Origin of the sequence: Brevundimonas sp. DC300-4 (assembly GCF_049897365.1) — a bacterium.
Classification (GTDB): domain Bacteria; phylum Pseudomonadota; class Alphaproteobacteria; order Caulobacterales; family Caulobacteraceae; genus Brevundimonas.
In genome coordinates, this window is sequence record NZ_JAFCWC010000004.1 from 371,147 (window position 1) to 396,058 (window position 24,912).

The window sequence follows — 24,912 nt, forward strand, 5'->3', positions numbered from 1 at the left end:
TGCGCTTAATATTGCGGGGCGATATGGGGTCCCGACAGACGCCTGTCAGCGTGCGCGCGAACGTATCGCTATATAGCGAATTCAACCACCGAGGCTGCCGCTCGATGGGGTCCGATTTCGACCCCGATCCACATCCATCGCCACCTTGGCCTTGAAATCAGCCGAATACCGCTTTGGATTCCCGGCCATAAAGTCCGTCCTTCAAAAAGGCCGGTTCCACGTTAGGTGCCTGTCCGATTTCAGGTGCCGCCTCAATCAGAGAAAGCGCCTCGGCGAGAAGCGCGATGTCGAGAGGCTTGGCCAGATGACCGCTCATGCCCGCCGCAAGGTACTCGGCGATTTGATGTTTCATGGCGTTGGCGGAAACGGCGATGATGGGGATGGGTGACAGGCCGCGACTTACTTCCTCGGCCCGGATTATTCGAGTGGCCGTGACCCCGTCCATTTCCGGCATCTGGATATCCATCAGGATAACGTCGAAGGGCGCCTTCTTCCAGACTTCTACAGCCAGCCCGCCATGTTCAACAATCACGGGCGTGATGTCGAAGGCCTGCAGGAGTGCGCGCAACACCAGCTGATTGGTGCTGTTGTCCTCGGCCGCCAGCACGCGCAGTCGGCCGAGGTGAGACGGCATCACGTCTGGCTCGTCCGACGTCTCATGAGCGGCCGTTCCCAAATTGGGAGCGTGTTCTAGCGGCAGTTCGACAGTGAAGGTCGAGCCGCGGTCGATCTTGCTGGCGACGGTAATCGATCCGCCCATGAGTTCGCAGAGCTGGCGGCAGATCGAGAGCCCCAGGCCCGTCCCGCCAAACCGCCGCGTCATTGAACTGTCGGCTTGATAGAACTTGGAGAACAACGCTTTGACCTTGTCGTCGGCGATCCCAATCCCGGTGTCCTTGACCGTCAGGACGAGATGTCCCGTAACGTTGATGTCCAGGGACACCATGACCTCGCCCACGGCCGTGAACTTCAGGGCGTTGGATATGAGATTGTAGAGGATCTGCTTTAGCCGGACGGAATCGCCGAGCCACCTACCCCCGGCGGCGGCCGAAACCGTCAATCCAAAGGACAGACCGTTGCGGTTCGCCTGTTCGGTAAAGGCGCCGCAGACCCCCCTGGCGACTTCCTCCAGATCGAAGAGGGCGACCTCCAGTTCCATCTTCCCGGCCTCGATCTTGGAAAGATCCAAGACGTCATTCAGAACCGCGAGCAGGGACTGGCCGGACTCTCGGATGATGGTGACGCGTTCGCGCTGTGTGGGCGTCAGATCATCTGCCCAGAGCGCTTGGGTCATGCCAAGCACGCCATTGAGCGGGGTCCGAATCTCGTGGCTCATATTGGCCAGGAATTGCGACTTGGCGACGTTGGCCGCCTCGGCCGCTTCGAGCGCAACCTGCAGGTCGTTCGTCAGAACAAGCAGCGCCTCGTTGCTGGCTTCGGCCATCCGCGCCCGGGTTTTAACCTCATGAGCTGCTTTGCGATCGGTGACGTCGCGCTGGACCGAGACCCAGTGCGTGTACCAGCCCTTCTCATCGGCGACGGGAACGATGCTGAGCTCCACCCAGAACGGCTCGCCGTCCTTCTTGTAGTTCAGCATCTCAATTTCGATCGGCTTCCACTGCGCCAGGGATGCACGGATCTTGGCTCGGCTCTGAGGGTCCGAGCCGACGCCTTGAAGGATGCGGGGGGTCTGGCCGATCACCTCTTCGGCACTATATCCAGTGGCCTCGGTAAAGGCCGCGTTGCAATAGACGATGCGCGGGCCGGGAAGATCGATCGGCTCGGCCTCTGTAATTAAGATAGCGTCCTTAGCGTGCACGACAACGGATTCTAAAAGTCGCAGGCGCTCATTTCCCTGGAAGCCCGATTCCTCGTTTGCTTGAAGACGGTGGAGCGCGAGGCTGTCGGCGATCTGAAACGCCAGCGATAGCAGAACATAGATTTTAGCTGGGCTCAGGCCCGGCTTGGGTTTGGGATCGCAGATGGCCAACAAGCCCCGGGCTTGGCCGTCATGATCCTTGATGGCGATAAAGGCTGCGAACCGGGCAACCTGACTGTCCCATCGCGGCAGGAACTGACACAGATCCGCGACGGGATCCGTCAGATCGTCAACCAGGAGGATGCCCTGATCGGTTTGGTTGATGGCGGCGAGCAGGGTCTCGAACTGATCGGGGTCGCAGGGTTCGGGAGCTTTGCCAAAACAGCTTTTGGCAAGAATTAAATCCGTGTCGTGCCGGACGATCAGAATTGATGACTTGCATCCTGCCGTAAGCGCCGCGCTTTGAACGACTCGATCAAGCCTTACCTTAAGGAAAGTGTCAGTGTTCATCCCAGGCCCCGAAGAGATCGGATTTGGAACACCGACGATATTAAAATCGCGCCATAAAGCTGATGAAACCTTATGGTTACGCTTCCAAATTGTCGCACCCTTTGGTGATCATTTGCCGCGATATAGTGTGACAAAATTTGCGATCTGAATTGCTTCTATTTCCAACGCTGACAATATTGACGCGCCATTCGCTTCCAGTTTGTCAGTATTTAAAGATTTCGCGTGCGGTGTTGTCAGATTAAGCTTGTCAGGCTCTAGGCTCAGGACCCATTGGTGTGATGCGCTCGATCTGATTCAGGCTCTGCGAGGAGTCTGGATATGAGCGACCTTTATTGGCTGACGGACGAGCAGATGGAGCGGCTCAGGCCGCACTTTCCGAAGAGCCACGGCAGGCCGAGGGTGGATGATCGTCGGGTACTGAGCGGGATCATCTTCGTGAATCGCAACGGGCTGCGCTGGCGTGACGCGCCGCCGGTCTATGGCCCACACAAGACGTTGTACAATCGCTGGAAGCGATGGAGCGAGGCCGGCGTCTTCATCAGGATGATGCAGCGGCTGTCTGGCGCCCAGGCCGAACGGCGCACCGTCATGATCGACGCGACCTATCTCAAAGCGCACCGCACGGCTTCGAGCCTGGGGGTAAAAAAAGGGGGTCTTGGGCGGCTGATTGGACGCACCAAGGGCGGCATGAACACCAAGCTTCATGCCGTGACTGATGCGAACGGACGCCCGATCAGCCTGTTCGTGACGGCGGGCCAGGTCAGCGATTACATCGGTGCCGCCGCCCTGTTGGACAGCCTGCCCAGGGCGCAATGGCTGCTGGGCGACCGGGGCTATGACGCGGACTGGTTCAGGGAGGCCTTGCAGGCCAAGGGCATCACGCACTGCATCCCCGGTCGGAAATCCCGGACCGGGCCTATCCGTTACGACAAGCGCCGGTACAAAAGCCGAAACCGCATAGAGATCATGTTCGGCAGGCTCAAAGACTGGCGGCGCGTCGCCACCCGCTACGATCGATGCCCGACCGTCTTCCTGTCCGCCATCGCCCTCGCGGCGACCGTGCTCTTCTGGCTATGAGTCCTGAGCCTAGGCTCTTCCGATGAAGCAGCGTCATCTTGTCAAGCCGGGCAACGTGATCGGGGTGCAGGCGTTTTCCCGTTTCAGGCTTAGCCGCTCTTGGACGGCGTCTGGCGAAAGCATGCGAGGACGCGTCCCATGACCTTCATCTCCCGCCTTGTCTTCGGGGCTACCAGCCTTGTGCTGCTGCTTCTGGCTTTCGGCCTGATGGGCGTGGGCCTGATGGAACTGACCAAGGCCGGTAGTGGATCCGTCGACGCGGCCGGCGACGCCATTTTGGCGGCTCTGGGCTATGTCATCGTCGCCATCGCCGTCTTCGACGTGGCCAAATACATGTTTGAGGAGGAGGTCACCGGCGACCATGAAAAGCGCGGAGCCGCCGTGGCCCGGCGCTCTCTGACGAAGTTCCTGTCCACCATCGTCATCGCCCTGTTCCTCGAGGGGCTGGTGGTAGTGTTCAAGACCGCGCGCAGCGATGTCGCTCTGCTGGGCTATCCCACCGCCCTGGTTCTGGTCTCGGTCCTCGTACTCGTGGGGCTGGGCGTCTACCAGCGCTTCTCAGCCAGCGTTGAGGAAAAGGTCGGCGACGGCGACGAGGCCGCCAAACAGGAGGAAGATGCTCACAAGGCTTCGGTGAAGCGCTCACCCCACTAGAGCACTTTGCGATCTGATTGAATCGCAGGGGATTCCCAAGGGAGCCGGGTTCTGATTCAACATTCCTGCTGGAGGCGGAGGCCAGCATGAATGAGCAAGGCGCTTTCGGTGGATCTGCGGGATCGTGTGATCGCCGCGATTGAGGACGGGATGTCGTGCCGTCAGGCGGCAGCGCGGTTCGGGGTCAGCGCGGCCAGCGCGATCCGTTGGCGGTCACGGATGCGGACACAGGGCGATGTACGACCTGGACCGCTGGGCGGGGACCGTCGATCCGGTCGCATCGAGAACCACGCCGGCCTGATTCTGGGTCTGCTGGATCGGCAGACGGACATCACGCTTGCGGAGCTTCGGGCAGCGCTGGCGGAGCAGGGCGTGGCGACCAGCCTGTCGAGCCTGTGGCGGTTCTTCGTGCGCCGCCGGATTACGCTCAAAAAAAGTCGGCGCACGCGGACGAGCAGAGCCGTCCCGACGTCCTGATGCGACGGCAGGCCTGGTTCGAGAACCAGCTCGATCTCGATCCGGAACGGCTGGTCTTTATCGACGAAACCGGAGCCTCCACCAAGATGGCCCGCCGCCACGGGCGTGCGCCGCGCGGCCAGAGGCTGAGGTGCAGCGTGCCCCATGGTCACTGGAAGACCACGACCTTCGTCGGGCCTCTACGGCTGAGCGGCATGACCGCCCCGATGGTGATCGACGGCCCGATGAAAGCGGCCATTTGCATCTGGCCAGGTAGCGGACATTGCCCCCGGGCTGGGAGCGAACACCGCCGACTTCCGCTAGGGGTGGTCAGCTGACATCCGGGACTTTAGCGGGCGACGCAGCTCACCCCGGCCCACATGTCTGTAATCTTGGCCTCGGGGCCCGTTCCGTTGAGAACGCCAAAGATTCCTCCCCCGGCGAACTCCGATCCAAGACTGGTATTTTGAAACGTCACCAAACCGAAGGAATCTTCTAGCGTCGCTCGCGTCGTGCCGGGTCCAACTCCGTTGGAAGTCGCGAGCGCGCCTGAAGCGCGGCGGTCCAGTCCCCAGCCTGCAAACTCGCCATTCTGGAAAACCAGGCTGAGGCCGTCCGACCAATTTGCGTACTGGACGGGTCCCGCGCCGCAGTCTTGATTGACGCCCTTTCCGGCCGGTCCTCTCACGCGTTCAAGCGACGCCAGCACTTCAGCTTCCGGCATGCCAAACGCCAGCGGTCGGGCAGATCCATTCGGCAGGAACCACCGTAGTCCTTCGCTATCGACAGCGAGTTTTGGCTTTTCGGCAGCAGCAGGGTCAGGAGTGACGGCTGTCGAGGGCACCACATTTTCTGCGACTTCGCCTGCAGCCACGGGATCCGCGCTTGTTCTGACTCCATCGGGTTCCGGCGAACACGCCGTGAGGACGAGGATGGCGACAGGGACTAAGAGTTTCATCCGATCCGAGCGCGTGATCCCGGTTCTGGTTCCAGCAAGGCGCGAGCGCGAGGTGGCTACAATGTCCGCAATGGGGTCGAATCTGGCCTCAACCAACCGGCTGAGAAGCGGACTTTCCGGTGGTAGGATGACCTAGCTAAATGCCGTGTCTGTGGATCGGCGTCCAAAGCGGAACCCCATCGCTATGCAGGTAACCAACTGACGTGAATGGAGAAAGCTCTCCGGCGGGGGGGGCGGACGGTGCCGATATCATGCAAGCTACTGCTAGAGCAGTCGTTTAAATCAGCTACTTGGGCAAAACGGCGAGGGTCCCGTCTTGGATGTGGATCGGCGTCGAAATCGGACCCCATCGAGATGGCAGCCTAGGTGGTTGAATTCGCTATATAACAATACGTTGGCGCGCATGCTGACAGGCGTCTGTCGGGACCCCGTCTCGCCCCGAAATATCAAGCTCATTCAATATGTTGTTTCATATCGGGTGGGGTCCCGCCTTCAACGCCGATCAACAAGCGTGAACTCTGGATCGTATCTCCAACACCCCTAGAGGGCATATGCCCTAAGGCGGACTTTCCGAATGCCGGCTTTGAGTCAGGAGCGGCCGTACGAACCGATGGCCCGAGAAGCGTCAGAAGCGGCGGCAAGACGCAAACGCTTAGCAAGTGCCGTATGCGCCGAACCGACCGATCGACACTCTCGCACAAGTGTTTCCGGCCAGTTTCCGGCCAGTGCCCGCAGGCCAAATTATGCTAAGTTGTTGAAAGGATTGGTGGACGCGACAGGGATTGAACCTGTGACCCCCTCGATGTCAACGAGGTGCTCTCCCGCTGAGCTACGCATCCGCCAGAACGGTTCCGAACGGGTCCGGAACGGGAAGGAGCGGTCTATACCCAGCCGATGCGACGGCCGCAAGGGCGAAACGGGGGTGATATTGGGGCATGCCAAACGAAGCGGTCGCTTGCGCGCAATTGGGGAGCCGCCAGGCGGCGAGCGGTGGCGCCCCTTCGCGAATCAAGCCGCCGCGCACATCTTTTCGACTTCGCTGACGAGGTCGCGCAGATGGACGGGCTTGGACAGGACCTTGGCCTGGGGGCTGGCCTGGGCGGCGCTGAGGGCGACGGCGGCGAAGCCGGTGATGAACATGATGCGCAGGCCAGGCTGGCGGGCGGCGGCGACACGCGCCACCTCGATCCCGTCCGCCCCCGGCATGACGATATCGGTCAGCAGAAGGTCGTAGGGACCATGTTCCAGTGCGTCGATGGCGTCGTCGCCGTTCTCGCAGTCGATGACCTGATGGCCCGCCCGCTCAAGCGCACGGGTCAGAAAGCCCCTCAGCGATGCATCGTCTTCGGCCAGCAGAATGCGCGCCATGCGTGGAACTCCCCCGTTCAGAATTCCAACGCTAGTCCCGGAACTGTAAACCGGCCATGAAATTCCCGCGATGCGATCGCGCGCTCCGCCGACAGGTCCGTGGAAAACCTCTCCAGCCGCATCGAAAATCCGCGTCGCACTTTTGCTGATCAGGCCCTATGCGGTAGCCATGACGCCGCCTTTCGACGCCAGTCCGCCTCCCTTGAACCCCCTGCCCGCCTTCGTCGTAACGCCGGCGGACGGGCTTGCGGGCGCGATGGTGTTCGCCTCTCCGCATTCCGGCCGGGAGCGACCCGCCGACATGGGAGAGGCGGCGGACCTGACCTCATCCACCCTGCGCAGCGCCGAGGATGTCGGCGTCGACCGGCTGATCGCGGGCGGAGCATCGCGGGGCGTGCCGATCATCGCAGGCCGGGTATCGCGGGCCTATGTCGACCTGAACCGGGCGCCGACCGAACTGGATCCGGCCCTGTTCGACGGCGAGATCGAGGCTGAGCCGACGGCCAGGGTCTCGGCCGGTTTCGGCGTCATTCCCCGCCGGGCCGGGGACGGGACGCTTCTCTATGACCGGCGGCTGTCGCAGGCCGAGGGGCCGGGCCGCCTGGCGTGGGTGCACACACCCTATCATGATGCGCTGGGCGAACTGATGCGGGCCGCCCGGGACCGGCATGGCGCGGCCCTGTTGATCGACTGGCATTCGATGCCTTCGCGGGCGGCGGGGGCGACAAGCCGGAACCGGAGAGGCGTCGATGTCGTGTTGGGGGACCGGCACGGCTCGGCCTGTCGCGGCGCGACAATGCGGAGAATCCGCGCCCTGTTCGAGGCCCAGGGCTGGCGGGTCGGCCTGAACGCACCGTATGCGGGCGGCTATTCGACCGAGCGATGGGGGCGGCCGGATGAAGGGTTCCAGGCGGTGCAGGTCGAACTGAACCGGGCGCTCTATCTGGACGAGACGACGCTGGAGCCGTCCGGCGATCATGACCGGTTCGCCAAGACGCTGGACCGGGTCATCGCGGCCCTGGCCGCCGAGACCTGGCCGCGCTGAGTTTGGACCCGGTGTCAGGGCGAAAAAAAAGCCGCGCCCGAGGGCGCGGCATAAAAGTCTATAGGGAGGAAACGCCCAGGAAGGGCATGACGCCCGGAGGCGTCGAGGAACAATCTAGGTTGCGGTGCACAACGCGTCAAGCGGGCTTTTATCATCTATGATCACGCCATGTTACCGGTAACATCCGCCTCACCGCCACGATGTAAGCGCTTTCAGGACACGTTTCCTGCGCGATCAGCCTTAGGAGCAAATGCTGCAGTGCGAAACAGCTAGGCTCCTCGCTCGCGATTGACCTCGAGGAGGCGTCTGGCGGTCCGGATCGCGCGGGCGGCCGGCGATGCGGACTGACGCCAGACCAGGAGGGCGAAGGCCGAAAGCACGCCCGCGCACAGCCAGACCGGTCCGAAAAGCCAGGCCGCTGCGGCCAAGGCGAAATAATAGCCCCGCACGCCCTGGCTGAAGGCCGAGAGTGCGGGGTTCAAGACCTGGGCCGTCGCCTCGCCGAAAGCGACCTTGTCCGCCTCGGAATGGACTTCAGGGGCCGCGCCGATGAGGGCGAGGGCGTAGTTCATCTGGCGGATCGACCAGATAAAATCGAGCAGGCCCCGCGCCAGGCACAAGAGAACCAGCCCCAGCTTGGCTTCCAGCAGCCCGACCGGCACGGCCTCGGCACCGACCGCGGAAAATCCCTTCAGGGCCTGGTCGCCGCCAAACAGGATGCCGGCGACGCCTGCGATCAGGAGCAGGTTGGATGAGGCGAAGAAGGAGCCGGAGTTGATGGAGTGTCCGAGAAGTTGGCTGTCCAGCAGCCGGATTTCACGGTGTGTCATCGCCGTCATCCAGGCGTGGCGAACGGTCAGCATATCCGTGTTGAGCGAGCCGCTGCGATGCGCCAGCAGACTCAGCAGCGGACCGTAACCCAGCCAGCACAGCATGAAGAGGGCCAGACCCAGCCAGTCGATCGTGGTCATTCCCGCCAGGCTCCCTCATCTGTCTTTCTTCGATAGCGCGCGCCGCGCTTGCCGTTCGCCGTCCGGAGGCTTATCACGCCCGCCTCCCTTCGCAGACGCACAAAACCGAGCCCGCCATGAACATCGACGCCATCCCGGTCGGTCCCAACCCGCCTTGGGACCTGAACGTGATCATCGAGATCCCGCAAGGGGGCCTGCCGGTCAAATACGAGATGGACAAGGCGTCCGGCGCCCTGTTCGTTGACCGCTTCCTGCATACTGCCATGTATTATCCGGGCAATTACGGCTTCGTGCCGCACACCCTGGCGGACGATGGCGATCCCTGCGACGTGATCGTGCTGAACCCGACACCGGTGGTGCCGGGCTGCGTCATCCGCTCGCGCCCGATCGGCGTGCTGATGATGGAGGACGAGGCCGGCGGCGACGACAAGATCCTGGCCGTTCCGGTCGACGCACTGCACCCCTACTACACCGACATCGCCTCCTATCGTCAGCTGCCCACCATCATGGTCGAGCAGATCGAGCACTTCTTCACCCGCTACAAGGACCTGGAGAAGAACAAGTCGGTCCGCGTGAAGCGCTGGGGCGACGCTGGCGAGGCCGCCGAACTGATCGTCGAAGGCATGCGCGCCTATGAAGAGGCCGAGAAGGCCAAGACCGGCAAGGCGGCCAACGCCGCCTGATCCGCTCCGGAGCGTCGAAGATAAAATCTTGTTCGACGGCCGGAATAACGCCGCGCCGGGCTTTGCGGGCCGTTTTCGGGTTTGAGCGCGCCTTGGTCTGCGGCTGAGGTACAATCCCTTCCACGGCTCGCGGAGAGTGTGAACAGCGGCGACTTCGTCCGTTTCGTCCGTGTCGTCAGGGTGTTTTGCGTCCGGACATCGGACGAAGCCTTGCCCGGCCCGGCCCGGCCCGGCCGACGCGACGTTGCTGATTGCGGGGGCGTGCACCGTCCCCATATGGCGGGGATGGCAACACTCTCTGTTCTTGATCTCGCGCCGGTGCCCGAGGGCTCCAGCGTCTCCCAGGCGCTGGCCAACACCCTGGACCTGGCCCGGCATGCCGAGCGCCTGGGTTACAATCGCTACTGGCTGGCCGAGCACCACAACATGGCCGGTATCGCGTCGGCCGCGACCTCGGTCGTCATCGGCGCCGTGGCCGCAGCGACGAAGACCATCCGTGTCGGCGCCGGCGGGGTCATGCTGCCCAACCATGCGCCGCTGGTGATCGCCGAACAGTTCGGCACGCTGAACGCCCTTTATCCCGGCCGCATCGACCTGGGCCTGGGCCGCGCGCCCGGGTCCGACCAGGCCACCGCCCGCGCCCTCAGGCGGACCCTTCAAGGCGACATCGACAGCTTCCCGCAGGACGTCATGGAGCTGATGCACTGGTTCGAGGCGGCGACGGAGGATCAGCGCATCCGCGCCAACCCCGGCGAGGGCCAGGATGTTCCGGTGTGGATCCTGGGATCCTCGACCTACGGCGCCCAACTGGCCGCCCATCTGGGCCTGCCCTATGCCTTCGCCAGCCATTTCGCGCCGTCGGAGATGATGTCTGCGATCCGCATCTATCGCGAGACCTTCCGGCCGTCGGCGCGGCTGGAGAAGCCGTATCTGATGCTGGGCTACAACGTCTTCGCCGCCCAGACGGACGAGGCCGCCCGGCTGCTGTTCAGCTCGGTCCAGCAGGCCTTCGTGAACCTGAGGAGCGGCCGTCCGGGCAAGCTGCCGCCGCCGCGGGACGGATACGCCGAAAGCCTGGGAGACGGCGAGCGCGCCATGATCGGTCAGGCCTTGGCCTGTTCGGCTGTCGGATCGCCCGCGACGGTGCGGGCGGCGATCGAGGCCTTTACGGTCACCACGGGCGCGGACGAGCTGATGATCACAAGCCAGATCTGGGACCACGGCGCTCGCGTCCGCTCGCTGGAACTGCTGGCCGAGGCGACGACGGACGGTCGGGCCGCGGCCTGATCAGCTGGCCTTCGCCTTGCGGGGTTTTCGAGGCTTGCGCGGCGGTTTGACAGGCGCAGGCGTGGCTTCGAGGTCCAGGTTCGGCTGACGGTCAGGGACAGCCGAAGCTGTTGGTTCGGCCTCAGACAGCGGAGCCGACAAGGCGTCCGAAGGAGTGGTGAGCTTCAGGCGCGCCTTCTCCTTCCAAGCCATGGCGTCCTTCAGGGCATGCCATTCAAAACCCAACCGGATGGCGGTCTGGATGTCGTCGCCGGGTTCGCCCGGTTCGCGCCCCGTCAGCCGGTCCTTCAGATGACGACACTCGGCGAGCAGGTTCGCCGCGGCCAGAAGCTCGCCCGACGCCCCGGGGAACCGGCCGATATCCTCCAGTGTGGCGTAACGCCAGCCCTGCTCGGGCGGCCGTTCCAGGACCATGGCCCAGCGCAGTTCGGCGGGAAGCTCTTCCGCCAGCCAGGTCCATTCGGGGGCGCCGGGCGCGCGTTGATAGTGGCCGTGCTGCGTGGGCAGGCCGTGATCGGCATAGACCTGCAACGCGCTGGCCTCGACCTCGGCGATGGCGGGCAGGGTGGCGGGCGCGCGTCGTCCCGCCCGCTCCCACAGGTCTCCCGCGACCACGAGCGCCGTCTTGCGGTCGCCGCGTCCGCGATTGCCCAGAAGCCACTCTCGCCAAGCGGGCATCGGGTCAGTTGTTGTTCAGGGTGCTCGTCACGGACAGATCGTAGACGACGCGAGTGACCTGTTGCACGAGGCCGAAGAACTTGCCGACTTCGGCGGACAAGGCGCGAGGTGCGTAGATGATGTCGTTGGGCTGGATCAGGAAGCTGGAGGCCGTGAAGAATCCGACACCCTCTTCCAGGTTCAGACGGTAGACGACGGGCACGCCTTTCGGCGTCGCCGGCTGGGTCAGGCCCAGCGCCTGGGCGACCTCGGGCCGCTCGAAGCGGAAGATCAGCACAGAGCGGGCGTTTGCCGCGCCATCGTTCAGGCCGCCGGAGCGGCTGAGTGCGTCCGCCAGGGTCAGATCGCCGGCCGGCATGTCCTGCTGCGTCACGGCGCCCAAGGCGCCGAAGGAGGAGAACCGGCGCGGCTGGTAGACCAGATTGATCTGGTCGCCGCTCTGCAGGCGGATATTCTCGGCGAACCGGGTGGTGACGGCCGTAAGAGGGGCGACGAAGGTCTGGTCGCCGCGCCGGATCTGCACCTCGACATCCTGGCTGGGCCGCGAGGCGCCGCCGGCGGCCGCGATCACGTCCAGGATCGTATCGGCGTTGGTCGAGAGCGGCGCCCGACCGGGTTGTTTCACCTCGCCCAGAACCGTGACGGCGTTGGAGACATTGGTGGCCAGGGTCACGCTGACCTGGGGGTTGCCGACGCGGCCGATCAAGGCGCGCCGGATCGCGCCGGCGGCCTCGGTCGTCGTCAGGCCGGAGACCCGGACCGGACCCGCGAACGGGACGGCGACATTGCCGTTCCGGTCCACGACGACGGCCGGCAGCGTCTGGTTGCCGGAGCGAATACCATCATTGCCGCCGCCGCCGCCGAACAGGGCACCGCTGGGTTCATAGATGGCAATCGCCAACTGATCGCCTTCGCCGATGACATCGACGGGGGCCAGGCTGGCGGCGCCGGCCAGCGAACCGAAAGTCTGGTCAGCCACCGCCTTGATTCGCTCGGCGGCGGCGTAGTCCAGATCGACAATCGCATAATCGGCGTTTTCAGTCGCGCCACGCACGACGGCGCGGTTCGACGGACCGTCCCTCGGCAGGGTCGAGCACCCTGCCAGAATGGACGCGATCAGGAGTGCGAGCAGAGAACGCGTCATGATTTCCGTACTTCGAAAGCCCCGGTTGGTGAATATCGGCCTTTGACCCGCCCCGCCAGCGCCAACTGGGATCACTGCGACAGACCGACCCGGCGACCGACCTCGGCGAAGTGACGGTCCCAGGTCGGGGCGGTAAATGGCGTCGCTTTCGGAGGGTGTCTGGTGGCCCCTTCCAAAGCGTCGAGCCAGCCCAGCCCGTCGAGCGGATCAATCAGCTGGGCGTCCGGCACCAGTTCGCGGTGCACGGGGATGTCGGAGGCGATCAGGGGCACGCCCAGGGCGGAGGCCTCGACCGCCGGCAGGTCGAAGCCTTCGACCGAGGACGGCGCGACCAGAGCCCGAGCGCTGGCCATCAGGGTCGCGAGGGCCGAGTCGGGCAGGTCGGAAGCCTGATGCACCAAGCCGCGAAGGGCTGGCGAGCGCTCCAGATGATCCAGAACCGCCTCGTTCTCCCAGCCGTATCGACCGACCAGAACAAGTTGGGGCGCCGCGTCGCCCATCCGTTCGTAAAGTCGTCGCCAGATGGTCAGCAGGAAGGCCAGGTTCTTGCGCGCCTCGATCGTGCCGATGTGCACGAAATAGGGCCGGGGCGTCGCAGCCGTCAGAGGCGTCAGGAAGGTAGGCTCCAGCCCCAGGTGGACGGCGTGGATCGGCGGCGGGGTCACGCCTTCGCGCGCGGCGAAGGCGGCCAGCTCATCGGCCGTATAGCAGGAGTTGACCACGATCCGGGAGGCGGTGTTTAGCGTGTTCAGCACCCGCTGGCGGTGCTTGTCCCGGTCTCCCGGCCGGCAGAACTCGGGGTGGGTGATCGGGATCAGGTCGTGCAGGAAGACGATCCGCTCGATACCTCGGTCGCGCAACTCACTCAAGATGCGGTCGTCGCCCAGCCCCGTGTGACCCACATTGAAGTACAGGGTGCTGTCCGGCAGCTTCTGGATCCACTGCGAGCGGAAGAACTGCTTCCACACTCGCCGGCGGCGTCCCGGGGGCCGCGCCGGATCGGTCGGCGGCTTGCCGATGACGGACTCGGCCGCCTTCGTATCGCTGCTGAGCGCGGTCATCAGCCGCATCTCGTCCTCAGTCAGGGAACGTTCGAAGAAGGCGCCGGTCCAGCGCGATCGCAGGGTGGCGACGCATTCGCGGAACCAGGCCTCATCGACGACGACCAGTTGATCGTTGCGGCCCCGGACCGGCGTGACCTGGACGCCGGGCAGGGACAGCAGCCATTCGGCATAGGCCAGGCAGACGCGGTCCACCCCGGTCGGCGCGGTCCGTTCGACCCGACTTAACAGCCGGCTGGCGTCGAAGAGAACCGATCGGGTCACGACAGGCCGAGGCGGCCGTACATTGCGGACAGCCGACCCTGATAGGCCTCGACCGAGAATTTCGCGGCCTGGGTCAGGCCTCGGCGGACGAGATCGTCCCGCAACGCCTCATCGGCGTCGAGCGCGCGAAGGCCTCGCGTCATGGCCTGGACGTCATAGGGGTCGACGCTGATGGCCGCATCTCCCGCGACTTCCGGAAGGGAGCCGCCGGTGGAAGTCAGAACGGCGGTGGACAGGGCCATCGATTCCAGCACCGGCAGGCCGAAGCCCTCGTAGAGCGAAGGGAACAGGGTGGCCTTGGCGCCGCGGATCAGGCTGATCAGCAACGAGAAGGGCATGTATTCATAGCGTCGGATGCGCTGCGCGCTAGGCCCTCCGTCGCGCATGACCTGGTTCAGAAGGGCGGTCTCGCCCTCGTCGAGCCAGGCGCGGCCGCCGACGATGACCAGCGGCGTCTCCAGACCGGAGGCCAGATAGGCCTCGACGATCCGGCCGAGGTTCTTCTTGGGCTCGATGGCGCCGAAATGAAGGAAATAATCCTTCCAGCCGAGGTTAAAGACGCCTTCCAGTTCGATGGTCACATCGGCCTGGGTGCGGCTGGTCAGCGCTTCGGGCAGATGCACCGCCTGATAGGTGTTGGTGACGCGATCCTCGGAGACTTCCAGCAGGCGGATCACGTCCTGGCGCGTCGTTTCCGACACAACGGCGATGTGGTCGGCGCGCCGGGCGATCATCTTACACAGCGCCATGTAGGTCGCCTTGTCGTCCAGCGTCGTGTGCGGCAGGCGCAGCGGGATCAGGTCGTGGATCGTGTAGATGTTGGGCACGCCGCGTGCGTACAGTGGCAGGGTTGCGGTCCATTGCATAGCGTCGGGCCGCCTGACCTCGCCGGAGCACGCGAAGTCGACCGGCGTCACCTTGCCGTAGGCGTTGAAGCAGCGGTTGGAGACCTGAAACAGGTCCTGGGCCGCCCAGTAGGCGGTCGCTTCCGGTCGGCCACCGCCGCGCGACGGCCAGACGACTTCGCCGCTGGGCGTGATCGGCCAGGCCGACTGGCCGAACCGGCTGGTGAAGGTGCGAAGAAAACGATCGAACTTCTTGACCTTCGGGCCCGGCCGATCCGGATCGACAAGGACGGCCTCATTCACGACGTTGCTGGACGACCGCTTCGCGGAGGGCCCGTACAGAACCTGTCCGTGCATCCCCAGCTGGCCGAGGGTCGACAGCAGATTGCGGCCGTAGGTGGCAATGCCAGACCCCTTTGCGAGGGCCATGTTGAACCCGTCGACACAGATCGTGGAACGTGACTTCAACGGCGAGGCGACGCTCGGCGCGCCCACAGGCGTCACGGGCGCGTCGCTCACGAAAACGCTAGAGAGATCAGAGCGAACGGACCGCTCCGCGACATCAGGCGACGTATCCAAATCCAGCCTTCGGCGTGGTTTTTCCGGACCGGCGGAAGCGTCGCGCGGCTGGCTTGCGGGGTAGACCCTTGCCCGGCGGGGGTCAACCGCAAGCGGCCCTGCTGTCAGGAGACGTAGCCCGCCTGCATCAGTTCGGCGACATGGACGATGGCGACAGGTCGGTCGTCCTGGATCACGAACAGGTTCGAGATCTTGTTGGCCGTCAGCAGGTCGACGACGTCGCTCATCCTCTGGTCGGGCGAGACGGTGATCGGCGACTTGCTCATGATGTCGGCGGCGGTGATGCGGCTGATATCCTGTGCGAAGGCGCGGCGGATGTCGCCGTCCGTGATCATCCCGGCCAGGGATCCGTCGGAATCGAGCACGGCGACCGCACCCTTGCGGCCCTCGGTGATGCGGGCGACCAGCTCGGCGAAGACGGCATCCAGAGGAACGGTCGGCGGCGGCGCATGATTGTCGCCCATCCATTCGCGTACGCTTTGCAGGCTCATGCCCAGGGAACCGCCCGGGTGGTGCAGGCCGAAATCCATGGCCGAGAATCCACGCCGGTCCATCAGCACCATCGCCAGGGCGTCGCCCAAGGCCAGGGTCATCAGGGTCGAGGTTGTGGGCGCCAGGCCGTTGGCGCAGGCCTCGGCCACGCTGGGCATGACCAGCGGCACGGCCGACATCCGGGCCAGGAAGGAGGATCCGCGTTGCGTCATGCCGATGACCGGGATGTCGTTCCGCTGGCAGAAAAGGAGGGGATCACGCAGTTCGCGGCTCTCGCCGGAGCTGGAGATGGCCAGAAGCGTGGTGTCGCCGCGCAGCATGCCGAGATCGCCGTGGCTCATCTCGGCCGGGTGGACGAAGAAGGCGTTGGTGCCGGTCGAGGCCAAGGTCGCGGCGATCTTGCCTCCGATATGGCCCGACTTGCCCATGCCGGTGACGACAACATAGCCGTGCCGCGACAGGATCACGTCGCAGGCGCGCGCGATGCTGGAATCCACCGTCCGCTCAAGCGCCTGCAGGGCCTCAATGTTCAGCCGGATCACCTCGCGCGCGCGGTCCGTCATGACGCCGACGACAGCGGGAGACGATGCGGGCATATCGAGGGGCATGGCGCTGATCCTGCTGCGGCGCCCTTTGCCGGCGTCTGTCGTTGAATGGAGCGGAATTGCCCCATCCGGCGCGGTTTCACAATGGAGGGTCAGGGGAGCGTCCGACGGGATGACGGGTGGATGCAACGCAAGTTCAGACAAAAGCCGCTCAACCTTTGCCGGACCGGCGCGTTTAGATCTGTGGGGCCGTCAACCAAACCTGGATACTCATGCCGTCAGATACCGGAACGCTCGTCGAAATTCTGCTCACGCCACCCGTGGTGATGGAGCGGCCGCTGGCCCTGTTCCTGGATATGGACGGGGTGCTGGCTCCCATGGCACCGACCCCGGACGCCGTACTGGCCGACCCGAGGCGCACGGCGGTCCTGAGCCGCCTGGATCAGGCGCTGGATGGGCGAATGGCGATCGTCAGCGGACGGACGCTCGGCGAGATCGACCGGATCGCCGGCAGCGCTTCCCCCTCGGCTGCCGGCGTGCACGGCCTCGAAAGGCGGCGTCGGGACGGCGCGGTGGATCGGCCGAAGGCCTCCCCCGGCGTGGCCCACGCCCTGGCCGCCTTCCGCCGCTTCGCCGCCGACCGCCCCGGCGTAATCGTTGAGGACAAGGCCATTTCAGCCGGCCTTCACTTCCGCCAGTCGCCCGCCAGCGCGGACGAAGCCCTGGTCCTGGCGCGCGAGCTCGCCCAGACCACGGGCCTGATGCTCCAGCCCGGTCATATGGTGCTGGAGTTGCGCACGCCCGGCTCCGACAAGGGCACAGCGGTCACGGCCTTCATGGCCGAGCCGCCGTTCGCGGGCGCCCTTCCCGTCATGCTGGGCGACGATCTGACCGACGAGGCGGGCTTTCGCGCCGCCGTGGCCCTGGGTGGCTTCGGAGTGCTGGTCGGGCCATATCGGGCGACCTCCGCACGCTATGGGTTGCGCGATGTTTCGGCGGTGATGGACTGGCTTGAGGCCGTGGCCTCCGACGTTTCTGCAGACGGAGCGGCGGGCTGATGACCCTGGCCTCACCCCGGCGCCCCTCGCTCGACCTCGCCCCCATCGGCAATTGCGCCCTCTCGGCCCTGATCGATCGCAACGGCCGTTTCGTCTGGGCCTGCGCCCCACGGGTGGACGGTGACCCGGTCTTTTCCGCCCTGATGAACGGCGTGGTGCCTGACCACGGCTTCTGGGACATCGAACTCGAGGGGCTGAAACACGTCAGTCAGGCCTATATCCCCAACACCCCGGTCCTGCGCACGGTGCTGACGGCCGAGGATGGCGCGGCGGTCGAGATCATCGACTTCGCTCCCCGTCACATGAAGCATTCGCGGACCTACCGGCCGTTGGCCTTCGCCCGAATCGTGAGGCCTCTCGACGGCGCGCCGCGCATCCGGGTGCGGCTGAGGCCGTCCGCCGACTGGGGTGCGCGCCGGGCGGAGCTGACGAGCGGCTCCAACCACATTCGCTATCTGTGCACCGACGTCACCCTGAGGCTCACGACCGACTGTCCGGTATCGCATGTGCTCGAGGAACGGACGTTCCGGCTGGAACGGTCGATGGCCTTCTTTCTCGGCCCTGACGAAGGCTACGATCAGGAGGTCGGACCGGGCGTCTCGGCGACCCTGGATCGCACGGTGGCCTACTGGAAGGACTGGGTCCGCACCCTCTACATCCCGTTGGACTATCAGGAGGCGGTGATCCGGGCGGCAATCACGCTCAAGCTCTGCGCCTATGAGGAGACTGGAGCCATCGTCGCCGCCATGACGACTTCGGTGCCCGAGTTTCCGGAGAGCGGACGCAACTGGGACTACCGCTACTGCTGGATCCGGGACGCCTATTACACCGTCCGCGCCCTGAACCGGCTGGGCGCAGACGACATCCTGGAGAACTATCTCGTCTATCTGAGGAACCTCGTGGATTCCTCAGCGGGCGGCCACGTCCAGCCCGTCTATGGCGTGGGCCTCGAGGAGAACATCGACGAACGGATCGTCACCTCGGTCGAAGGCTATCTCGGCATGAAGCCGGTTCGCGTCGGCAATCAGGCCCGCGAACACCTGCAGCACGACGTCTACGGCCAGATCGTTCTGCCGCTGGTTCAGGCTTTCTACGACCAGCGTCTGCTGCGGCCCGGGTCGATCGAGGACTTCTTTGCGCTGGAGAAGGTCGGCGACCGAGCCTTCGCCATGCACGACCAGACGGACGCGGGTCTATGGGAGTTCCGGACCATCGCCCGGGTCCATACCTATTCGTCGGTCATGTGTTGGGCCGCCTGCGACCGTCTGTCCAAGGCGGCGCACAAGCTGGGTCTGGAACCGCGGGCCGAGGTCTGGAACGATCGCGCCCGCATCATCCGCGAACGGATCGAGGCCGAAGCCTTCATTCCTGAAGAGGGCCGGTTCGGCGCCAGCTTCGGCGGCAAGGAGGTGGACGCCTCCCTGTTGCAGCTTGTCGACCTGGGCTTCCTCGATCCGCAGGATCCGCGCCAGGTGGCCACTTTCGACGCCATCGAACGGGATCTGAAGAAGGGCCCCTACCTGTTCCGCTACGTCGAGCCGGACGACTTCGGCGAGCCTGAAACCGCGTTCAACCTCTGCACCTTCTGGTTCATCGAGGCCCTGCATATGAACGGCCGGACCGAGGAGGCGCGGGAGATCTTCGAGCAGATGCTCAGTCGCCGAACCCATGCGGGCCTGCTCAGCGAGGACATCTCGCTCGGCGACAGCGAGCTGTGGGGCAATTATCCCCAGACCTATTCGCTGGCCGGGATCATTAACTGCGCGGTCCTGCTCAGTCGGTCGTGGACGGCCGTTCGCTGAATCGGGCGCTTTTTCCGGTCCGCATCGTGTCAACCCCGAGGCGGTTCACGATGTTGCGTTGCAGCCAAACCTTGGCCTTGGCGTTGGGGTGGCATGTCACGTCTTATTGTTGTGTCCAACCGGGTCTCGGCGCCTGTCGATCCTGCGGCTGGCTCGGCCGGCGGCTTGGCCATGGCCCTTTCAGCCGCTCTCAGAAAATACGATGGCCTGTGGTTCGGCTGGTCCGGAGAAACGACTGAGCAGTTCACCGGCGAACTGAAGATCGAGGATCGGGCGGGCATCACCGTCGCCCTGGTCGATCTCGAAGCTCAGGACGTCGAGGAATATTATAATGGCTACGCCAACAAGACCCTGTGGCCCTTGTTCCACCACCGGGTCGATCTGACCGCCTACGAACGGTCCTATGGCGAAGGGTATGAGCGGGTGAACGGGCGGTTCGCCGAGGTTCTGGCTCCGTTGATCGAGCCGGACGACGTCATCTGGATCCACGACTATCACCTGATCCCGATGGCGCGGGATCTGCGCAGGCTGGGGATCAAGAACCGGATCGGTTTCTTCCTGCACACGCCCTGGCCGGCGCGTCAGCTGCTGGTGACCCTGCCGCATCATCGACGCCTGGTGGAGAGCCTGTTCGCCTACGATCTGATCGGGTTCCAGACGCAGGAATGGCTCGACCTGTTCCGCGACTATGTGATCTCCGAGGCGCGCGGCGAACTGGCCGGCTACGGCGGCTTGGAGGCCTTCGACCGCAAGGTGCGGATCGGCGTCTTCCCCATCGGCATCGACGTCCAGGGGTTCGCCGAGGCCCGGAACTCGCGCGAGGGGCGGCGCACCTATGACCGAATGGCGGCCTCGGCCGCCTTCCGCTCCATGATGGTGGGCGTCGACCGACTCGACTACTCGAAGGGACTCGAGGAGCGAATGGTCGGTTACGAGCAGTTCCTTCAGGACAATCCCGACATGCGCGGCGATGTCTTCCTGGTGCAGGTGACGCCGATCAGTCGCGACGACGTCGACAGCTATCAGGACATCCGGGCGCGGCTCGACGCTCTGGCCGGCCGCATAAACGGCGAGTTCGCCGACATGGACTGGCAGCCGATCCGCTATCTGAACCGCAGCTTCCGCCGGGACCAGCTGGCCGGTATCTATCGCGCCGCCAAGGTCTGTCTGGTCACCCCCCTGCGCGACGGCATGAACCTGGTGGCCAAGGAATATGTCGCCGCCCAGAACCCGGACGATCCCGGGGTCCTGATCCTGTCCCGCTTCGCCGGCGCGGCCGAACAGATGGGCGAGGCCCTTCTGGTTAATCCGTTCAGTCGCGAGGAAGTCGCCGACGCGATCAAGAATGCCCTGACTATGCCGTTGGCCGAGCGGGTACGGAAATGGGAGGCCCTGATGCAGGTGGTGCGCGACACCGATGTCGGCATCTGGCGCGACAGTTTCGTCGGTGCCCTTAAAGCGGTGGAGATCGTTGGCGACGGGGACGCACCCTTCCATCAAGATCACGCCGACGCCGCCTGAGGTCGATCAGACGGCTTCGAGCACCGCGTCCGCCGCGTCTCTGGCGTCCGCCCGGATGCGGGCCGGCCGCTGTGCCAGCCGCTCGGCATAGGCGTCCAGCAAGGGGCTGTCCGGGAAGGCGAGCCGGGCCCAGCCGAGCGACGAACCGATCATCACGTCCGCCACGGTGAACCGGTCGCCCATCAGCCAAGGGCCTTCCCACAGCGTCTCGAGTAGCCGACCGACAGCCGCTTCATAACGGGCCTTTGCCATCGGATCGCGATCCGCCTCGCCGGTCATCTTGCTCCAGACCGCCGGCTCCAGTTCGCCCGCCGCCCATGCGAGCCACGTCAGCAGAGGCCCACGCTCCGGCGAACCGGGCAGGGCGCCGAGCCCGACCTCCGGAAACAGGTCGGTCAGATAGAGGGCCACAGCGGCCGATTCCGTGATCAAGGCGCCGTCGTGCGTCAGGGCCGGGACCTTGCCATCCGGGTGCGGATTCTTGACGTCCGGCTCGCCGACCTTCTGACCATCGCGGTGGGCGATTTTGCAATATTCGATGCGGGCGGGGGCTCCTAGTTCCTCGATCAGCCAGACGATCCGCGACGAGCGTGATTGCGGGGCGTGAAACAGGGTCAGCATGACTTTCTCTCCGATCCTATGAGCCTCGGCGGGACCGCCTTGGCCGTGAGAGATTGACTACCGCCACCCTGCTGCCAGCATGCTGTCAGCAGTCGTCCGGTACGGTACACAGATGAGACGCGCAGACCGCCTGTTCCAGATCGTCCAGTTGCTTCGGCGCAGCTCCCAACCCGTGACGGCGGAATCGATCGCGGTCGAGCTGGAGACGTCCAAACGCAGCGTTTATCGCGACATCGCCGCCCTGATGGGCCAGCGGGTGCCAATCCGGGGCGAGGCGGGCATCGGCTATGTGCTGGATAGCGGCTTCGACATGCCGCCCCTGATGCTGACATCCGACGAGGTCGAGGCGGCGGTGCTCGGCGCCCAGTGGGTGGCGGGCAGGGGAGACCCGGCCCTGGCGCGGGCGGCCCGCGACCTGATCGCCAAGATCGCAGCCACCGTTCCCAAACGCCTGCGCCCGGTGGTCCTGGAGCCGGCGGTGACCTCCGCCATGTGGAAAACGCACGAGGTCGAGGTGCTCGACATGGCTCAGTTGCGGGCCTGGATCCATACGGGGCGGAAGGTCAAGCTGGACTATCGCGATCAGGAAGACCGGGCCTCGCTGCGGACCGTCTGGCCGCTGCTGATCGGCTATCGTGAGACGACACGGCTGCTGGTCGCCTGGTGCGAGAGCCGCAACGACTTCCGCACCTTCCGCACCGCCCGGGTGGTGGAGGCGACCTTCCTCGATGACCGTTTCCCCGGCCGCCCGGCGCAACTGCGAGCACGCTGTCAGGCGATGATGGAGGCGGAGCGGCGCCGGTTCTTGGCCGACCAAAAAGTGGCGAATTCCTAAGCAGGGCCTTCGACGCCGACATCCGCTTCCGGATGTCGGCGTCTGAGCGGATCAGTAGATTTCGAACAGACCGGCCGCACCCTGTCCGCCGCCGATGCACATGGTCACCACGCCATATTTGGCGCCGCGACGCTTGCCTTCGATCAGGACGTGGCCGGCCATGCGGGCGCCTGACATGCCATAGGGGTGGCCGATCGAGATGGCGCCGCCCGAGACGTTGAGACGGTCCATCGGAATGCCCAGGGTGTCTGCGCAGTAGAGCACCTGCGCAGCGAAGGCCTCATTCAGCTCCCAGATGCCGATGTCGTCCATGGTCAGGCCGTGGCGCTTGAGCAGCTTGGGTATGGCGTAGACCGGGCCGATGCCCATCTCGTCAGGCTCGCAGCCGGCGACGACCATGCCGCGATAGGCGCCGAGCGGCTGAAGGCCGTGGCGGACAGCTTCGCCGGCCTCCATGATCACCGAAGCCGAAGCGCCGTCCGACAGCTGGGAGGCGTTGCCGGCGGTGATGAATTCGCCCTGCTGGATCTCCTCGCCGCCGCCGAAGACGGGCTTCAGCGACTTCAGGCCCTCCAGGGTAGTGTCGGCGCGGTTGCCCTCGTCCTTCGACAGGGTGACCTCCTTGGCAGAGGCCTGACCGGTCGCCTTGTCGACGACCTGCATGGTCGTGGTCATCGGCACGATCTCGGCATCGAAACGGCCGGCCTCCTGGGCTGCGGCTGTCCTCTGCTGCGACTGCAGGGCGTATTCGTCCTGGCGATCGCGGCTGATGCCATAGCGGCGTGACACCACCTCGGCGGTCTCCAGCATCGACATATAGATGTGGGGCGACAGCTTCAGCAGCGCCTCGTCCTTCATCCGGTACAGGTTCATGTGCTGGTTCTGGACCAGGGAGATGGATTCCAGGCCGCCGCCGACGGCGACCTTCTGCTGGTCGAACACCACCTGTTTCGCCGCCGTGGCGATCCCCATCAGGCCCGAGGCGCACTGGCGATCGATGGTCATGCCCGCGACGGTCGAAGGCAGGCCGGCGGCCAGCGCGATCTGGCGGGCGACGTTCTGGTTGGTCGAGCCCTGCTGCAGGGCCGCGCCCATCACGACGTCCTCGACCTCGGCCGGGTCGATCCCGGCGCGTTCGACCGCATGCCTGACGGCATGGGCGCCGAGTTGCTGGGCCTGGGTGTCGTTGAAGGCCCCTCGATAGGCGCGCCCGATTGGCGTTCTGGCCGTCGATACGATTACCGCTTCACGCATTGTTCTCTCCCTGCCGGTCGCCTTTGGCGACCTTGGCGATTTGATTGATCGGTTTGACCGAAATTCTGGTCGGTTTGACGGACCTTTTGTTGGTCATTTTACGGGTCGGTTCGGCATATCAGCTGTGCGCCTTCTGCGCCTTGGTGAGTTCGATCATGCCCTGGGCGGCGCCCATCTCCGGTACGATCTCGCCGGTGCGGTCCGAGATGGCTTCGAACCGGGCCTCGACCTGTTCCGGCGCATCCTCGCCGACAATGCGGACGCCCTGTGTCAGGGTGACATAGGCGCGCTCGAAGCCGCCGGCGCCGGCGGCGAGGATGCAGCGCGTCGGTGAGTCCTGGCTGACAAGATACAGCAGGCCCGGCGACACCAGTTCCGGGCCCAGGGCCTCCAGCGGCAGGCGCGCGCCGAGGTCCTCGGTCATGCGGGTATGGGCGGTCGGCGCGAGGCAGTTGACGCGGATGTCGTTCTTGGCCCCCTCGATGGCCAGGGTCTGCATGAAGCCCACCAGCGCCATCTTGGCCGCGCCGTAGTTGGCCTGCCCAAAATTGCCGTAGAGGCCCGACGACGAGGTGGTCATGACGATGCGGCCGTAGTTGCGCTCGCGCATCCCGTCCCACACCGCCTTGGTGCAGTTCACCGCGCCCATGACGTGCACGTCCATGACGAAGCGGAAGTCCTCGATCTCCATCTTGGCGAAGGACTTGTCGCGCAGGACGCCTGCGTTGTTCACCAGAATGTCGACCGAGCCCCACTGCGCGGTCGCCTCGGCGACCATCGCCTTGACCGCCTCGAAGTCCGTGACCGATGCGCCGTTGGCCATGGCCTCGCCGCCGGCCGCCTCGATCTCGGCCACGACGGCCTGGGCCGGGCTCATAGACGAACCCTCGCCATCGCGCGCCACGCCAAGGTCATTGACCACCACCTTGGCGCCGCGCGCCGCCAGGGCCAGGGCATGCTCACGCCCGAGACCTCCGCCGGCGCCGGTCACGATCGCCACCTTGCCGTCAAATCGCATAGCCATCGATGCCTCTCCTTATCGCTGTTCACCCTGATAACAGGCCGCGCAGGTTCGCCAAGAGGGGGATATGTGTTGAAACGGCGCCACAGTCGCCGTATTGCGAACCGAAATAAGGAACCTGGGCTCAACTCTCCCGTTCGGCCCGGTGAGCGTCACGTGTAAGCGTGGCCTTTGGACATTCACCGATATGAGGACTGACATGAAGCTGAAACTTCTCGCCAGCGTCGCAGCCGCGGGGCTTTTCGCCGCTGGTGCTGCTTCGGCTGAGCCGGACGGCTGGTACGGCGCGATTGACGCCGGTTACCACAAGATCGACGACATCAACCTGGAAGCGTCCGGCAACGGCGTGAACTGGAATGCCGAA

21 protein-coding genes, 1 tRNA gene and 1 pseudogene are annotated in these 24,912 nt (G+C 64.9%); 10 read left to right on the plus strand and 13 right to left on the minus strand.

Features of this window, described 5'->3' with window-relative positions:
- Positions 1-157: 157 nt before the first annotated feature.
- Positions 158-2,329 (minus strand): ATP-binding protein, encoded by a 2,172-nt coding sequence (locus ACP7AZ_RS09700; protein WP_426038426.1) that lies wholly within the window; start codon positions 2,327-2,329, stop codon positions 158-160.
- A 318-nt stretch (positions 2,330-2,647) separates the two neighbouring features.
- On the opposite strand from ACP7AZ_RS09700, the gene ACP7AZ_RS09705 reads away from it, so the two are divergent.
- From ACP7AZ_RS09705 to ACP7AZ_RS09715, 3 genes and pseudogenes are all read left to right on the plus strand, one after another.
- Entirely contained in the window at positions 2,648-3,406 is a 759-nt protein-coding gene (locus ACP7AZ_RS09705) for an IS5 family transposase (RefSeq protein WP_426038428.1), read from the plus strand.
- A 138-nt stretch (positions 3,407-3,544) separates the two neighbouring features.
- Positions 3,545-4,060, plus strand: coding sequence for a GNAT family acetyltransferase (locus ACP7AZ_RS09710; protein ID WP_426038430.1), 516 nt, complete (start codon positions 3,545-3,547; stop codon positions 4,058-4,060).
- 90 nt (positions 4,061-4,150) lie between these two features.
- Positions 4,151-4,764: pseudogene (locus ACP7AZ_RS09715) on the plus strand (IS630 family transposase); the annotation flags it as partial.
- A gap of 101 nt (positions 4,765-4,865) precedes the next feature.
- Here the strand turns inward: ACP7AZ_RS09715 and ACP7AZ_RS09720 are convergent.
- The 3 genes from ACP7AZ_RS09720 to cpdR all read right to left on the minus strand — a co-directional run bounded on the left by ACP7AZ_RS09720 (position 4,866) and on the right by cpdR (position 6,842).
- Positions 4,866-5,390, minus strand: a complete 525-nt coding sequence (locus tag ACP7AZ_RS09720; RefSeq protein ID WP_426038432.1) for a hypothetical protein — start codon at positions 5,388-5,390, stop codon at positions 4,866-4,868.
- A gap of 848 nt (positions 5,391-6,238) precedes the next feature.
- Positions 6,239-6,313: transfer RNA gene (locus ACP7AZ_RS09725), tRNA-Val, on the minus strand.
- Positions 6,314-6,482: 169 nt separating this feature from the next.
- On the minus strand, positions 6,483-6,842 hold the full coding sequence (cpdR, locus tag ACP7AZ_RS09730) for a cell cycle two-component system response regulator CpdR (protein ID WP_271084958.1): 360 nt from the start codon (positions 6,840-6,842) through the stop codon (positions 6,483-6,485).
- A 169-nt stretch (positions 6,843-7,011) separates the two neighbouring features.
- Between cpdR and ACP7AZ_RS09735 the strand changes: the two genes are divergently transcribed.
- On the plus strand, positions 7,012-7,887 hold the full coding sequence (locus ACP7AZ_RS09735) for an N-formylglutamate amidohydrolase (RefSeq protein ID WP_426038434.1): 876 nt from the start codon (positions 7,012-7,014) through the stop codon (positions 7,885-7,887).
- A 269-nt stretch (positions 7,888-8,156) separates the two neighbouring features.
- Here ACP7AZ_RS09735 and ACP7AZ_RS09740 read toward each other — a convergent pair whose 3' ends face one another.
- On the minus strand, positions 8,157-8,858 hold the full coding sequence (locus ACP7AZ_RS09740; RefSeq protein ID WP_426038436.1) for a DUF599 domain-containing protein: 702 nt from the start codon (positions 8,856-8,858) through the stop codon (positions 8,157-8,159).
- Between the two features lie 116 nt (positions 8,859-8,974).
- Here ACP7AZ_RS09740 and ppa point away from each other — a divergent pair, with 116 nt between their 5' ends.
- Positions 8,975-9,541, plus strand: a complete 567-nt coding sequence (gene ppa / locus ACP7AZ_RS09745; protein ID WP_426038438.1) for an inorganic diphosphatase — start codon at positions 8,975-8,977, stop codon at positions 9,539-9,541.
- A gap of 285 nt (positions 9,542-9,826) precedes the next feature.
- Entirely contained in the window at positions 9,827-10,828 is a 1,002-nt protein-coding gene (locus ACP7AZ_RS09750; protein ID WP_426038440.1) for an LLM class flavin-dependent oxidoreductase, read from the plus strand.
- Here ACP7AZ_RS09750 and ACP7AZ_RS09755 read toward each other — a convergent pair whose 3' ends face one another.
- From ACP7AZ_RS09755 to ACP7AZ_RS09775, 5 genes are all read right to left on the minus strand, one after another.
- A complete protein-coding gene (locus ACP7AZ_RS09755; RefSeq protein ID WP_426038442.1) occupies positions 10,829-11,506 on the minus strand; it encodes a hypothetical protein in 678 nt (225 codons plus the stop codon).
- A 4-nt stretch (positions 11,507-11,510) separates the two neighbouring features.
- Entirely contained in the window at positions 11,511-12,650 is a 1,140-nt protein-coding gene (locus ACP7AZ_RS09760; RefSeq protein WP_426038444.1) for a polysaccharide biosynthesis/export family protein, read from the minus strand.
- Between the two features lie 71 nt (positions 12,651-12,721).
- On the minus strand, positions 12,722-13,975 hold the full coding sequence (locus ACP7AZ_RS09765; RefSeq protein ID WP_426038446.1) for a glycosyltransferase family 4 protein: 1,254 nt from the start codon (positions 13,973-13,975) through the stop codon (positions 12,722-12,724).
- Positions 13,972-15,339, minus strand: a complete 1,368-nt coding sequence (locus ACP7AZ_RS09770) for a glycosyltransferase family 4 protein (protein ID WP_426038448.1) — start codon at positions 15,337-15,339, stop codon at positions 13,972-13,974. The genes ACP7AZ_RS09765 and ACP7AZ_RS09770 overlap by 4 nt, the downstream gene beginning before the upstream one ends.
- Positions 15,340-15,503: 164 nt before the next feature.
- On the minus strand, positions 15,504-16,499 hold the full coding sequence (locus tag ACP7AZ_RS09775) for a KpsF/GutQ family sugar-phosphate isomerase (protein WP_426038450.1): 996 nt from the start codon (positions 16,497-16,499) through the stop codon (positions 15,504-15,506).
- A gap of 209 nt (positions 16,500-16,708) precedes the next feature.
- Here ACP7AZ_RS09775 and otsB point away from each other — a divergent pair, with 209 nt between their 5' ends.
- The 3 genes from otsB (at position 16,709) to ACP7AZ_RS09790 (ending at position 20,817) form a co-directional block, all read left to right on the plus strand.
- Positions 16,709-17,494, plus strand: a complete 786-nt coding sequence (otsB, locus tag ACP7AZ_RS09780; protein ID WP_426038452.1) for a trehalose-phosphatase — start codon at positions 16,709-16,711, stop codon at positions 17,492-17,494.
- Complete coding sequence (locus ACP7AZ_RS09785) at positions 17,494-19,296, plus strand: glycoside hydrolase family 15 protein (RefSeq protein ID WP_426038454.1); 1,803 nt, start codon at positions 17,494-17,496, stop codon at positions 19,294-19,296. Before otsB ends, ACP7AZ_RS09785 begins: the two co-directional genes overlap by 1 nt.
- Before the next feature lie 93 nt (positions 19,297-19,389).
- The gene (locus tag ACP7AZ_RS09790) at positions 19,390-20,817 is read left to right on the plus strand and encodes an alpha,alpha-trehalose-phosphate synthase (UDP-forming) (RefSeq protein WP_426038456.1); all 1,428 of its coding nucleotides are present in this window, start codon (positions 19,390-19,392) and stop codon (positions 20,815-20,817) included.
- A 6-nt stretch (positions 20,818-20,823) separates the two neighbouring features.
- Here the strand turns inward: ACP7AZ_RS09790 and ACP7AZ_RS09795 are convergent, their stop codons facing one another.
- Positions 20,824-21,438: a glutathione S-transferase family protein gene (locus ACP7AZ_RS09795; RefSeq protein ID WP_426038458.1), complete on the minus strand. Its 615-nt coding sequence runs from the start codon at positions 21,436-21,438 to the stop codon at positions 20,824-20,826.
- 112 nt (positions 21,439-21,550) lie between these two features.
- On the opposite strand from ACP7AZ_RS09795, the gene ACP7AZ_RS09800 reads away from it, so the two are divergent.
- Positions 21,551-22,273 (plus strand): helix-turn-helix transcriptional regulator, encoded by a 723-nt coding sequence (locus ACP7AZ_RS09800; RefSeq protein WP_426038461.1) that lies wholly within the window; start codon positions 21,551-21,553, stop codon positions 22,271-22,273.
- A gap of 51 nt (positions 22,274-22,324) precedes the next feature.
- Here ACP7AZ_RS09800 and ACP7AZ_RS09805 read toward each other — a convergent pair whose 3' ends face one another.
- Positions 22,325-23,527: an acetyl-CoA C-acyltransferase gene (locus ACP7AZ_RS09805; protein WP_426038463.1), complete on the minus strand. Its 1,203-nt coding sequence runs from the start codon at positions 23,525-23,527 to the stop codon at positions 22,325-22,327.
- Between the two features lie 118 nt (positions 23,528-23,645).
- Positions 23,646-24,551 carry an SDR family NAD(P)-dependent oxidoreductase gene (locus ACP7AZ_RS09810; RefSeq protein ID WP_426038465.1) on the minus strand — a complete coding sequence of 302 codons (906 nt, stop codon included), beginning with the start codon at positions 24,549-24,551 and terminating at the stop codon, positions 23,646-23,648.
- Between the last annotated feature and the right edge of the window lie 361 nt (positions 24,552-24,912).